Source organism: Mesorhizobium sp. ISC15 (genome assembly GCF_037162615.1).
GTDB classification, from domain to species: domain Bacteria; phylum Pseudomonadota; class Alphaproteobacteria; order Rhizobiales; family Rhizobiaceae; genus Mesorhizobium; species Mesorhizobium mediterraneum.
Genome location: NZ_JAVSPX010000001.1, coordinates 5,458,052 through 5,470,222, shown reverse-complemented (window position 1 = coordinate 5,470,222; position 12,171 = coordinate 5,458,052). Strand labels below are relative to the sequence as shown.

General features: G+C 61.3%; 15 protein-coding genes. 10 read left to right on the top strand and 5 right to left on the bottom strand.

The window, feature by feature from the left end; all coding sequences use genetic code 11:
* Nucleotides 1-47: 47 nt before the first annotated feature.
* Nucleotides 48-287, top strand: coding sequence for a hypothetical protein (locus tag RPG13_RS26390; protein ID WP_337126372.1), 240 nt, complete (start codon nt 48-50; stop codon nt 285-287).
* A gap of 21 nt (nt 288-308) precedes the next feature.
* Here the strand turns inward: RPG13_RS26390 and RPG13_RS26385 are convergent, their stop codons facing one another.
* On the bottom strand, nt 309-530 hold the full coding sequence (locus RPG13_RS26385) for a hypothetical protein (RefSeq protein ID WP_095482866.1): 222 nt from the start codon (nt 528-530) through the stop codon (nt 309-311).
* A 299-nt stretch (nt 531-829) separates the two neighbouring features.
* On the opposite strand from RPG13_RS26385, the gene RPG13_RS26380 reads away from it, so the two are divergent.
* From RPG13_RS26380 to RPG13_RS26370, 3 genes are read left to right on the top strand one after another with little or no spacing between them, the layout of a single operon-like run.
* Nucleotides 830-1,108, top strand: a complete 279-nt coding sequence (locus RPG13_RS26380; RefSeq protein ID WP_337126371.1) for a metal-sensing transcriptional repressor — start codon at nt 830-832, stop codon at nt 1,106-1,108.
* Nucleotides 1,105-2,148 (top strand): cation diffusion facilitator family transporter, encoded by a 1,044-nt coding sequence (locus tag RPG13_RS26375; RefSeq protein ID WP_442921357.1) that lies wholly within the window; start codon nt 1,105-1,107, stop codon nt 2,146-2,148. The genes RPG13_RS26380 and RPG13_RS26375 overlap by 4 nt, the downstream gene beginning before the upstream one ends.
* A 39-nt stretch (nt 2,149-2,187) precedes the next feature.
* Nucleotides 2,188-2,898: a HoxN/HupN/NixA family nickel/cobalt transporter gene (locus RPG13_RS26370; protein ID WP_337126370.1), complete on the top strand. Its 711-nt coding sequence runs from the start codon at nt 2,188-2,190 to the stop codon at nt 2,896-2,898.
* A 220-nt stretch (nt 2,899-3,118) separates the two neighbouring features.
* On the opposite strand, the gene RPG13_RS26365 is transcribed toward RPG13_RS26370, so the two are convergent.
* Complete coding sequence (locus RPG13_RS26365; RefSeq protein WP_337126369.1) at nt 3,119-4,024, bottom strand: LysR substrate-binding domain-containing protein; 906 nt, start codon at nt 4,022-4,024, stop codon at nt 3,119-3,121.
* 127 nt (nt 4,025-4,151) lie between these two features.
* On the opposite strand from RPG13_RS26365, the gene RPG13_RS26360 reads away from it, so the two are divergent.
* Nucleotides 4,152-4,856 carry an SDR family oxidoreductase gene (locus tag RPG13_RS26360; RefSeq protein ID WP_337126368.1) on the top strand — a complete coding sequence of 235 codons (705 nt, stop codon included), beginning with the start codon at nt 4,152-4,154 and terminating at the stop codon, nt 4,854-4,856.
* A gap of 105 nt (nt 4,857-4,961) precedes the next feature.
* On the opposite strand, the gene RPG13_RS26355 is transcribed toward RPG13_RS26360, so the two are convergent.
* A complete protein-coding gene (locus RPG13_RS26355; protein WP_095482838.1) occupies nt 4,962-5,387 on the bottom strand; it encodes a MerR family transcriptional regulator in 426 nt (141 codons plus the stop codon).
* 65 nt (nt 5,388-5,452) lie between these two features.
* On the opposite strand from RPG13_RS26355, the gene RPG13_RS26350 reads away from it, so the two are divergent.
* Nucleotides 5,453-6,190, top strand: coding sequence for a cation transporter (locus tag RPG13_RS26350; protein ID WP_095482837.1), 738 nt, complete (start codon nt 5,453-5,455; stop codon nt 6,188-6,190).
* A gap of 82 nt (nt 6,191-6,272) precedes the next feature.
* On the opposite strand, the gene RPG13_RS26345 is transcribed toward RPG13_RS26350, so the two are convergent.
* On the bottom strand, nt 6,273-6,638 hold the full coding sequence (locus RPG13_RS26345; RefSeq protein WP_127293740.1) for a VOC family protein: 366 nt from the start codon (nt 6,636-6,638) through the stop codon (nt 6,273-6,275).
* A 148-nt stretch (nt 6,639-6,786) separates the two neighbouring features.
* Here RPG13_RS26345 and RPG13_RS26340 point away from each other — a divergent pair, with 148 nt between their 5' ends.
* The 4 genes from RPG13_RS26340 (at nt 6,787) to RPG13_RS26325 (ending at nt 9,363) form a co-directional block, all read left to right on the top strand.
* Nucleotides 6,787-7,098 (top strand): hypothetical protein, encoded by a 312-nt coding sequence (locus tag RPG13_RS26340; protein ID WP_337126367.1) that lies wholly within the window; start codon nt 6,787-6,789, stop codon nt 7,096-7,098.
* 1 nt (nt 7,099) lies between these two features.
* Complete coding sequence (locus RPG13_RS26335) at nt 7,100-7,999, top strand: sigma-70 family RNA polymerase sigma factor (protein ID WP_337126366.1); 900 nt, start codon at nt 7,100-7,102, stop codon at nt 7,997-7,999.
* A 241-nt stretch (nt 8,000-8,240) separates the two neighbouring features.
* Nucleotides 8,241-8,831: an ankyrin repeat domain-containing protein gene (locus tag RPG13_RS26330; RefSeq protein ID WP_337127057.1), complete on the top strand. Its 591-nt coding sequence runs from the start codon at nt 8,241-8,243 to the stop codon at nt 8,829-8,831.
* A 13-nt stretch (nt 8,832-8,844) separates the two neighbouring features.
* A complete protein-coding gene (locus RPG13_RS26325) occupies nt 8,845-9,363 on the top strand; it encodes a YHS domain-containing (seleno)protein (RefSeq protein ID WP_127204159.1) in 519 nt (172 codons plus the stop codon).
* Nucleotides 9,364-9,374: 11 nt separating this feature from the next.
* Here the strand turns inward: RPG13_RS26325 and RPG13_RS26320 are convergent, their stop codons facing one another.
* On the bottom strand, nt 9,375-11,567 hold the full coding sequence (locus RPG13_RS26320) for a tetratricopeptide repeat protein (RefSeq protein ID WP_337127056.1): 2,193 nt from the start codon (nt 11,565-11,567) through the stop codon (nt 9,375-9,377).
* Between the last annotated feature and the right edge of the window lie 604 nt (nt 11,568-12,171).

Genomic DNA, 12,171 nt, shown 5'->3' with positions numbered 1-12,171 from the left:
CATCAGCCTTAGCGAGCAGGCCTTGACGCGACTGATGGTGTTCCGTCTTGACCACATGCGGCGCGACGCCGCTGATGTCGTGGATCATGGGACAGCCGGGCCGGCGCACCTTGCTGCGCGGCTTCCGCTCCGTCTGCCATCCGCTGTGCTCGACCAAATTCCTGGCGCTCTATCGCATGGACACTGTCTCCGTGGCCGAGCGCCAGGCGCATTTGCAACGCGTCAGGAAAGCGGCCGCCAGTCTCGGGCGCGCCGCTTTCCTGGCCTCCGACGTGGTGCCTGGCTGATCGCCAGGGGTGCCACGATCGTCAATTCGCCCTGGGGTCGTCCAGCATCTCGACAACGAAAGACGCGGCAATCAGGTCGTCGGCATCGAGGCGTAGGGAGCCTTCACTTCCTCCCATGACGGCGGCGACCTTCTGAAAGGTTTTCATCTCGTGCTCGGTAATCCGGGCGCTCTGCATCCTGGCTTTGAGATCAGCGACGCGCAGCCCCAATGTGTGGGACGTTCCAATTTCTCGGTTCGACATGACAACATGCTCCTCCCCAACCCATGCTCTTGCCTCCCCACCGATATTCGCCCGTCGCCAAGTTTGCCTAAATATGAGGCACGGCGAATACAGCGCCCCGAACGCGTGGTGCGAGGGAAGGTTCCAGCGCGACATGGTCACGAAATAATACGGGCCGGCCGGTCCGACAGGTTAACCGCAGGAAGGTGGCAAGTCGCTGGACGGGCCGGTGGTTTTCTTCGATCTGTGGGAAGCCTCACCGGCAAGGTGAGTTCAAAAAAGATTGACCATATCCCCCCGGGGAGGATAGGAACGCAGGCATGTCCGAAGGCATCCACCGTTCGCATCCCGATATCGTGAAGCGTCTGAAGCGCGCGCAAGGCCACCTTGCGGCGGTGCTGTCCATGTTCGAGGCGCATCGTCCTTGCGTTGATCTGGCGCAGCAACTCCATGCCGTGGAAAGCGCCATCAGCAGCGCAAAGCGCGAACTGATCCACGATCATATCGAGCACTGCCTGAGCGATACTGCGGAAACGGGCACCGCGGAAGCGGGCGGCAACTCGCTGGCGGAACTCAAGCAACTGGCGAAATACCTGTGAGCAGTCAAATACCTGTGAACAGCCTCGGCGCGCGCATTCTCGACTGGTTTGGGTTCGGGGCGCGCGATCACACGGCGCATGGTCACGACCATGGCGATCACGGCTCGCATGGGCATACCCACGGGGTCATCGATGCGACCATCACGACGACCGACCGGGGCATCTGGGCGATAAAATGGTCGTTCGTCATCCTGGCGATCACCGCGGCATTGCAAATCGTCGTGGTGGTGCTGTCGGGCAGCGTGGCGCTGCTGGCCGACACGATCCACAACATCGGCGACGCCACCACCGCCATTCCGCTGTGGATCGCGTTCATACTGGCCCGGCGCAAGCCGTCGCCGACCTTCCCCTACGGCCTTGGCCGGGTCGAGGACCTGGCCGGGATCATCATCGTCGGGATCATCCTGTTCAGCGCCATCGTCGCCGGTTATCAGGCCATCGATCGTTTGATAAATCCACGCGTGGTGACGCATCTTGGGTGGCTGACGGCGGCAGGCATTGTCGGCTTTCTCGGCAATGAGGCCGTTGCGGTGTTCCGCATCCGCGTCGGCCGGGAAATCAGCAGCGCCGCGCTGATCGCCGACGGCTACCATGCCCGCACCGACGGCTTGACCAGCCTTGCCGTGGTCATCGGGGCGCTCGGGGTCTGGCTCGGTTTTCCGCTGGCCGACCCGATTGTCGGCCTGCTCATCACGCTTGCCATCTTCGGCATCGTCTGGCAGTCGGCTCGCTCGGTGCTGACCCGCATGCTCGACGGTATTGAGCCTGAGGTCATTGGCGAAATCCACCATGCCGCCGCGCATGTGCCTGGGGCGCGCATTGTCGATGCCAAGGCGCGGTGGATCGGTCACAAGCTGCACGCCGATATTGCTGTCGCTGTCGAAGAAAGCCTGCCGGTTTCCGAAGCGAAAAAGATCACGGCAGCGCTGGAAGCCGAGCTGTTCGATCATATGCCGGCGCTTGCGGCGGCAAACATAAGATTGGCGAGAGCGGATGCGGATCATCCCCATGAACATGGTCACGGCGAACACAGGCACTAACGGTCGCTCCGACCGGCTCGTTTCTGTTACCCTCGGCTGATGTTCCAAATTCTTGTCGAGTTTCAACGAACGATCTATCTGGCGGTCGGCGAGCAGATCAAACTGCTCTCGGTGGGAGGCGACTGGCTGGCGTTCATGGCTTTTCTGCCGATGGGCATCGTCTTCGGCGCCGCCCATGCGCTGACGCCGGGTCATAGCAAGGCCGTGCTGGCGACATATCTTGCCGGTTCGGATGCAAAGGTTCCGCGCGGCCTTCTCGTATCGATCACGCTGTCGTTCACGCATGTGATGATTGCCGTTCTGATTGCGGTTCTCTCGCTGCCACTGGTTTCCATCGCCTTGGGCAGTGTCGGCCGCGCTCCGCTTTTGGAGGATATCAGTCGTGGGCTGCTCGGCCTGATCGGTGTCTGGATGCTCTGGCGCGCTTTGAGCCGCGGCCGTCACCACAAGCACGAGGGCGAGGCGGTCGGCGTTATGGCAGGTCTGATCCCGTGCCCGCTGACGCTTTTCGTGATGACCTTCGCGATGTCCAGGGGCATTCCAGGCGCCGGCATTCTCTTCGCGATCACCATGATGGTCGGTGTGGCGCTGACGCTGTCCTGCGTCGCGGTGTTGTCGATCCTGTTTCGGGAACGCCTGATGGATTTCTTCGCCGACAAGCCACTCGAAGCCATTTCCCGAACCATCGAAGGCGCTGCTGGGCTAGCGCTTGCGGGCGTGGCCGTCTGGCAGATCATGTCCGGTTCCTGATCGTGCTCAGGTGTCAGGCGCTTGATCCGCACAATAGGATCAAGATAGGTCTCTATCTCCTTGTTTGATGGAACTTTTCCGGATCATGTGATGTCTCCGCGCCACGATGTCGGGCGCGCAGCCGCTTCGACGCAGGATTGTCGGCGCCATGACGTTCAGACCCGAGGTTCGGCATGGGCGAGCCGTGTCAGGCGCGTCTCTCGAACATCGGGGCTGGTGTTCACGACAACAGCCGTGCCTCATCACCCTCGTTCAGCAGCCATTGCCGAACGGCTTGCGTCGGCTCGGGGTGCCGCTGCTTGCGTGGAACCACGACGTAGAAATCCTGCGTGCCGCGCATCTCCACGCCGAGAGACTGGACCAGCCGGCCGGCGGCGAGATCAGCCGCGACAAGAAAGCGGCTGGCAAGCGCGATGCCCTGGCCCGCGACAGCCGCTTCTATCGCAAGCGCGGTCTGATTGAAGCGTATGCGTCTTAGCTCCGTCGTCATCTTCAGGCCGACGGCCTTTTCCATGAATTCCGGCCACAGATTGTGCGCATCGTGGAGCAGCACATGATCCTTGATTTCTGCCGGCGCGATTTCGCTCGCGCCGGCAGGCAGCAAGGAGGGGCAGCACACGGCGATGATCTGTTGCGGAAACAGGAGATCGACGACGAGGCCAGCGCCGAAGGGCGGGCGGCCTTGCCTGACCGCGATGTCGACGCCGTCGGCCTGGAAGCTCGACAGGCTTTCGCTGGCCAGAATTCGCAGGTCGACAAGCGGGTTGTGCGCCACGAACTCCGGCAGTTTCGGGATCAGCCATTTGGTGGCAAAGCTCGGGGTTACGCTGATCGTCAGCCGGGCCGGCTCGGGGCGCAGCAGCAGGGTTGCCTCCGAGATCAGGTCGAAGGCACGACGAATGTTCGGCACATAGGCGCGACCCTCACTCGTGAGCGCGAGGCCGCGCGGCAGCCGCTCGAACAGCTTTACCCCCAGATCGGCCTCCAGCCCGCGGATATGCTGCGCCACAGCACCCTGCGTCACGCTCAGCTCTTCGGCTGCGATGCGGAAGTTGAGATGGCGCGCGGACGCTTCGAAGGCGCGAAGCGCATTGAGCGCCGGCAAGCTATGGAAGGCTTCGGGCATCCAGGAGTTTTTCTACAGGTTGATTTCAGACTTTCTGGTTCGAACCAGCCGGGAGAACCGGTTATATCACTACTTCAGCCTCGAAGACATCGCTTTCAGATTCCTGTCACCCGAGAAGGAAGATAAGATGAGTGTAGAAAAAGTAGCTGTTGTCGTTGCCGGTGGCAGCGGCATGGGCGCTGCGGCCGCAAAGCGCCTGGCGGGGGATGGCTTCAAGGTCGCCATCCTGTCCTCATCCGGCAAGGGCGAGGCGTTGGCCACGGAGCTTGGCGGGCTTGGCGTGACCGGCTCCAACCAGTCGAACGACGATCTGCAGCGTCTCGTGGATCTCACGCTCGATCGCTGGGGTCGCATAGATGTCCTGGTCAATAGCGGAGGTCATGGGCCACGTGCGCCGATCCTCGAAATCACCGACGACCAATGGCACACCGGCCTCGACATCTACCTGATGAACGTCATCCGGCCGACGCGTATCGCCGCGCCGCACATGGTCAAGCAGAAAGCCGGCGCCATCATCAACATCTCGACGGCATGGATTGTCGAACCGAGCCCGATGTTCCCGACCTCGGCCGTGTTCCGGGCGGGGCTTGCCGCTTACACCAAGATCTTCGCCAACACATACGCCGCCGACAACGTTCGCATGAACAACGTCCTTCCCGGCTGGATCGACAGCCTTCCCGCCACCGAGGAGCGCCGCGACAGCGTGCCGATGCAGCGTTATGGCACCAGCGATGAAATCGCCGCGACGATTGCCTTCCTCGCTTCCGAAGGGGCCGGATACATCACCGGTCAGAACATTCGCGTCGATGGTGGCATCATCCGTGCGATCTGACGCCGCCTCGACGCCGTGGCTGGGGCATTACGGCAGGGGGCAAAATGACGCTACAAGCGGCCCGGATCCACCGGCCGGAATCGACCCTTTGCAGACTGCACTCAATCAGGTCTCAACTAAGCGGCCATGCCCGTGACTACTGTCGGCCAAAGTATCAATGACGCGGCATTCAGCCACCCGGCCAGAGGCGCATTCCTTGACCATCCGCTGCAATTCCGTTCGTAGAGCGTTGAGGCTGGCAATGCGTTCCTCGACTTCAGCAAGGCGTGCTTTTGCGATCCTGTCGGCAACACTGCAAGATTGATCTGGGTTGTCCTGCAGCGACAGAAGCGCACGGATTGCCTCGATATCGAAGCCAAGTTCACGCGCATGCTTGATGAACGCAAGTCGCGCCGTGGCGTTTTTGCCATAGCGCCTTTGCTGCCCTTCGGTGCGAGGCGGCGGCGGCAACAGGCCGATCTGTTCATAGTAGCGGATGGTCGGCACCTTCACTTCGGTGCGCCGCGCGAGTTCGCCAATCGAAAAATCCATGAAAAAGCCTCTTGAACCTCTAGTCACTATAGGGACTACGGTGCCTGCACAAAAGGAGGCGCCGCATGGCTGACCATTGCTGCAATCACGAAACGAACGCTTGCTGCGTCCCGACGCCGTTGGTCTTTCCAGTGAGCACGACGGCCGCTCGCAACGAGGTCGAAAAGGCTTGCTGCTCTGGGCGCGTGCCAATCTTTGACGGTATGGACCCGCGCTACAAGCGCATGCTCTGGACAGTCATCGGCATCAATGGGGCGATGTTCCTGACGGAGATGGTGGCCGGTCAGCTTGCGGGCTCGCAGGCGTTGAAGGCGGATGCACTAGATTTTTTCGCCGATACCATCACCTACGGGTTGAGCCTCGCCGTGATCGGGGCAAGCCTGCGCACACGAGCGACGGCCGCCCTGTTCAAGGGCCTCTCGCTTTCCGTTATGGCTGTCTGGGTCTTTGGCTCCACCGTCTATCAGACCCTTGTCCTTGGACTTCCGAGCGCTGAGGTAATGGGTGCGATCGGCTTTCTTGCGCTAGCGGCAAACCTTGGTTCCGTGCTCCTGCTCCGACGCTACAAGGACGGCGACGCGAATGTGCGATCGGTCTGGCTTTGCTCCCGCAATGATGCGATCGGAAACGTTGTGGTTATGGCAGCGGCATTGGGTGTGTGGGGCACATCGACGGCATGGCCCGATCTGGCGGTGGCGGCACTGATGGCAGGCATCTTCCTCACGTCTTCAGTGCAAATCCTGCGACAGGCGTGGCGCGAGTATCACGAAGGACAGCGCCCTGGTCGGGTTGCTGCAGAATGACAGGCCATCGTCCACTCACCACCCTCTCCAGCCGTCCAAATGGCCGCGTCAGAATTCAGAGGCTCGCTCTCCGGCCGGTCGCTTATTGGCTGGCGACCACCATGCGGTTGCCCTCGCTGTCGCGAAATTCCGCCACCGTGCGGCCTGGCTGCCAGGGCGCCTCCTGCGGTTCGGTGATGATCTCGACGCCGCCAGCCTTCAAAGCGGCGATCGTGGCCTCGACATTCTCGTCGACCAGCACCAGCACGGGCTCCGCGCCTGCCGTGTCGTCGGCGCGCCTCACGAAATGCAGGTTGGTGACAGCGCCGGGAAATGTCAGCTCGATCCAGCGCCAGCCGCTATCGCCCATCTTCTCGTCGGCTGCGACCTGGCAGGCGAGATGCCTGATGTAGAACGCCTTGGCGCGGTCCTGGTCGAACACCGGCAGTTCAGCAAACTGGATGTGCATGGTCGTCTCTCCTGCTCCTTGATGGTGCTGCGTAGCGGTTCACAGGTGGAAGACGATCCGGGCGGCCGAAAAGATTCATGCCGAGCCGAGAATCTTTTCGGGAACGCGAAACGTCTTCTGCTCAGGTCAACCAATCAGGAGACGAACAATGGGCTACAAACTCATTCGCTACGGCGTGAAAGACACCGGGCTTGAAGAGAACCGAGCGCTGGTGGCAAAAGTGTTCGAGGCGCTGAATGAGACGGCGCCGCAGAGCGTGCGCTATCTTGTGCTCGAACTCGACGACTGCGAATTCATCCACGTCGTCGGCGAGGGAAATGACACATCCGCGCTGACCGGGCTTGCGGCTTTCGAGGCGTTCACGCAAAACCATGCGGAGCGGCGTTCGACCCCGGTCAAGCGATCGCCTGCCAAAATCATCGGCAACTATCATGTGCTCGAGGGCGGCAAAGCCGGATAGAATGGACGCCACGATTCCACGGAAACTCGACCGGCCGGCGCTGGAGGCGATGCTCTCCGAGCTTCGCCCGAGGCTGCACCGCTACTGCGCCCGCATGGCCGGCTCGGTCATCGACGGCGAGGACATCGTGCAGGACACGCTGGTGAAGGCGCTGCAGGCGGTCGACGGCAGCATGACGGTCGAACGGCCCGAGCAATGGCTGTTTCGCATCGCCCACAATGCCGCGCAGGACCATTTGCGCCGGCGCCATCGGGAAAGATCGCGCATGGCCGAGACCGACATGACCACGATCGAGGATCCCTCCGGCAGCGCCGACGCGCGGCTCGCCGCGGCGGCCGGCCTGCGCAGCTTCATGCAGCTTTCGGTGGCGCAGCGCGGCGCCGTGATCCTGGTCGACGTGCTTGGCCTTTCGCTGCACGAGACCTGCGAGGTGACCGGCGCGACGCTGGCCGCGACCAAGGCGGCGCTGCATCGCGGGCGGGCGCAGCTGCGCTTGCTTGCAGCCGAGCCGGAGCAGGTCGCCGCGCCCCGGCTCGACGCCGATGACGAGCGGCGGCTGCGCCGTTATGTCGATCTGTTCAACGCACGTGACTTCGACGCGGTCAGGGCGCTGATCGCCGAAGATATCCAGCTCGAAGTCGTCAACCGCCTCCGCCTGCGCGGCAAGGCCGAAGTGTCGACCTATTTCGGCAATTACGACCGCGTGACCGACTGGGCGCTGTCGCTGGGCTTCGTCGACGGCAGGCCGGCGATCCTGATCCGCAACCCGCAGGAGCCGGATGGCGCCGTGCGCGGCTTCATGCTGGTCGAATGGCGGGACGAGCGGGTCGTCCAGATCCGCGATTTCCGCTACGCGCCCTGGTGCCTGGTCGATGCGGAGATCAGCCCGATGGAGCGGTGAGGGGAAGGCTGGAATAGCGGGATATGGCGCGAAGGCGACATGGCCAAGCCACCGGCTGCCCTATTTATCGAGGTGGCATTTGACACAGCCTGCGGTCGCGGGTGGAACCTTCCGCCGTGACCCGGAGGCGACTTCCCTGGTGGAGCTTAAAGCGGACATCCGGCCGCGCTGTCCGCCGGCATCTGCCCCGATGAGCCCAATGCAGCTTGTATGACTCGAAGCTAATATGCTATTTTACACGATGCGCGGACTGCTGGCACTTACTATGCTGGTATTGGCGGCTACAAGAGTAGTCGCAGGTGAGCCGTTGTTCGACTCCATCGCTGCCGGCGACAAGAGTGCCGTGGAGCAAGCCTTGGCAGGCGGTGCCGACGTCGACAGCCGGGCGCGCGACCAGGCCACCCCCCTCATCGCTGCTGCTCTCGACGATCAGCTTGCCATTGCGGAATTCCTGCTTGGCAAGGGCGCCGACGTCATGGCACGCAATTCCGGTGGGTTTACCCCCCTCCATGCGGCTGCCTTTTCCGGAAGCCTCCCGATCGCCAAGCTGTTGCTCGAGAAGGGGGCGGTGCTGGAAGACTCGGCCAACAAGTCTGGCGTCACGCCGTTGATAGTAGCGGGTGAGGAAAACCACGTTGAACTGGCAGAGTTCCTCATCGGCAAAGGCGCGGATGTGAACCATCCTGAAGCTCACGGCTACTGGCCGACCACCCGCGCGTTCTGGAAGGGCAATACCGACATCATAAAACTATTCAAACGGCATGGCGCGACGTGCCAGGCGAAAGTCCTTGGCGAAGCGAACGCTGCGAAGTGCGAATCTATCCACGATTGAACGGAGAACGCAGATGAACATATCGATCAGACTGGTTCCCAATTCGGCGTCGGCAGTCGTATGTGCGCTCACCTTGATGGCCGGTGCAGGCTCTGCCTTCGCCGACTCGGTGAATACCGGCTACTTCGGCGGAGTGGCGATCATGGGCTACGACACGGTCGCTTATTTCACCGATGGCAAGGCCGTGAAGGGTTCCGAAGATTTTTCCTATGAGTGGCTTGGCACGCCGTGGCATTTCGCCAGCAAGGAACACAAGGAAATGTTCATGAGCGAACCTGCCAAATACGCTCCTCAATACGGTGGTTACTGCGCGGGCGAGGTCGCGCTCCATGAATCCGTCACCGTCAATGTCGATCCGGAAGCGTTCAAGATCATCGATGGCAAGCTCTACCTGATCTACGACGAAGGGAACGCGGCCGCCTTTGCGGACAATGCCGATGATCTTGTTCCGAAGGGCGATGCAAAATGGCCGGTCGTCGAAGCAAAGTTGGCAGTCGATGAGCCGGATTGGAACTTGATCAATAACCCCTGAGTCTTGCGAGCTCAATTCACTGTCACGAAGTGAAACACCATACCTGCATTGACATAAGAATACCCGTTGCCGGCAGCGTCCCTGCGTCTGTAGACGGGACCACAGATGGGGCGCCCAAACATATTTTCGCTATGCTCACATAAGAGGTCGCGATCGACGTAGACCCTCTCGGTGAGCATTCGTGTCATCGTGCGGAAGACTGCCGTGCCGTCCTGTTCTATCTGCATAATGGCTGGAAGCCCGTCGGGTTCGATGTTGCCTTTCAAGGTCTTGCCAACAACAAGAGATGCGATTTCCGCGCCGTTCAACCGGTCCTGTTCATCGGCGGTGAAGCCGAACGGCCATACGGGAAGTCCTGCCAGGCGTAGGGCGTCGATGATCGGCGCCAAATCTTCAGCGTTGCGAAGATGGGCATAGTGATTCCGAAACGCGTCCAACGACCGCAGTCGAGCCAAGGATTCGGTCTTCGTCACCAGCCGGAGGCCGTCCGCAATCGCCGCTTTGGCGTCCTCTGTGCGGCCGGCGCGGGAATAGGCCGCTGCGAGCAGAATCCTAAGGCTGCCCGCCTCTGGCGCATCGTCGCGAGCGCGCTCGAGAGTCTCAATGGCTTTCCTGGTGTCCCCGAGCAAAAGCAAGACAACCCCGACAACCTCCCGGTCTATCGGAGCCAGATTGGGATCAAGCTTCAATGCCGTCTCGACCGCCAATGCCGCTTTGTTATGGTTGCCGGCGAACAGCTGGATATAACCAACGGCAATTTGCGTCGCAGCGTCTCCGGAGCCTAATGCGACAGCACGCTCCGCCGAGGTGATCGCATCTTCATAGCGGCGATCCATGACCTGCATAATCCCGAGAACGGCGTAGGGCGATGAAAACTCCGAATCGAGCTCCAAAGCACGGCTTGCCTTCTCATATGCTCTCTTGCGCGCAAGCGCGCTCTGAATGATATCATCGGAGGCAGTGCGCCAAAGATAGACACTCAGCCGTGCGTCGGCGGCGAAGGCCTCGGCGAAGGTGGGGTCGAGCTTCTGCGCCTTCTCATACAGCGCAAGCGCCTCGCGCAATCCGTCGCCTCGACCGGTGCGCGCCTCCCGCTCCGCACGGAGGTAGGTATCATAGGCTTCGAGATTTGCAGTCGGCGGGCGTGCCATTCGCTCGCTCTCGGCTGCCGAAGCTTGGACGCCGAGCGCCTTGGCGATTTCCCGGCCCATCTCGTCCTGGACGGCAAACACTTCCGCGATGCCGCGATCGAACCGATCGGCCCACAGATTGTCGCCAGTGGCTATGTCGATTAGCTGCGCATTGAGGCGGATTTGATCGCCGGTCCGCCTTACACTGCCGTCAACGACAAACCGCACGCCAAGATCGCGTCCGACATCGGCCAAAACGAGGGGCTTTCCTTTGTAGGCAAAAACCGAGTTGCGAGCGATGACATCGAGGCCTGAAAGCTTGGCAAGGTCGGTAATCAAGTCCTCGGTGATGCCGTCGGCAAAATAGTCCTGGCTCGGATCGCCGCTCAGGTTTGCAAATGGCAGGACCGCAACGGATGGTCGTTGAAGCGCGGAGGGCCTCTGCCAGGCAAAGATGCCTACAACCAAGCCGATCAACAGGACCGCCGCGATTCCTGCCAAAATCATGATCCAGGAGCCCGGCCGGTGTGGCGCGGCCACGATCTTCCCCGATTGTCCGGGATCTAGCAGGACCCGATAGACGCGAATCGGATCGGCGATATTCTTGAGGCGCTGCTCTCCCAGACCGGCAAAGCCTACATCCACTTTGTGCGCTGCGTGATCGAACGCCGTGCCGGAGATGCAAATTCCGCCGGGCTCTGCGATCGCCTGCAGACGGGCGGCGATGTTTACCCCGTCGCCGTAGATATCGTCACCCTCAACGATGATATCACCGAGATTGACACCAATGCGAAACCGGATTTGCCGGGCTTCGGCGGTGCCCTTGTTGCGGTCGGCCATCCGGCGCTGGATTACAGCAGCACACTGGACGGCATCGACGACGCTGGCGAACTCGACGAGCGCGCCGTCGCCCATGAGCTTGATCATGCGGCCGTGGTGCTTCTTGATCTCGGGGTTGATCAGTTCGCGACGGCAGCTCTTCAGTCCCTCGAGCGTGCCTACCTCGTCCTCGCCCATGAGGCGGCTGTAGCCAACCACGTCGGCAGCAAGTATTGCCGTAAGCCGTCGGTCCATACGTGCCGTGCGCCTTCCCTGGTCGGTCGTAGCGGCTTTACCTTTCACCCTATTCTAGTCCTGCTTCGGACGCGAGCGTGCTTTAGCTATAGCTAGCGGATGGCGGGGTTACTCGGCATACGCAACGCGCCGGTCCTTCCATCCACGAGAGTTCTGAACGGAAAGCTCTCTCGACAAGATGTCCGCTTAGGTCATCAGCGCCGGCTTGGCTGAGTGTCCGCTTTGGAGACGCCAAAATGCTCTGGGAATGACCGGAATGGGTCAGATCGCGTCGATGCTCCCCAAGGTCCTGAATGTCCGCTTCCACCCCTTTAACGGCTGAAAGCCGACCGTCCGCTTCCGGCCCAATCGAGACGTTCCTCGCCCCGCCGTGTCCCGAACCTTGTGTGGACCCGGCACGGCTTCGGCGATGTCGATGTGTGGGCCGTTGAGATGGATGCGGGCAAAAACCCATCGAGGCTCACGGCGCTGAACATCCAGCCGCATCAAGAAGCCGGATATACGTCAGCAGTTGTGACCATCAACCGGATTCGGCTAACCTGTTGCAATCGGGCGGGGTCCTATACGTTCCCACATATGAGTCACAGCCCGTTTTGCACGAAAG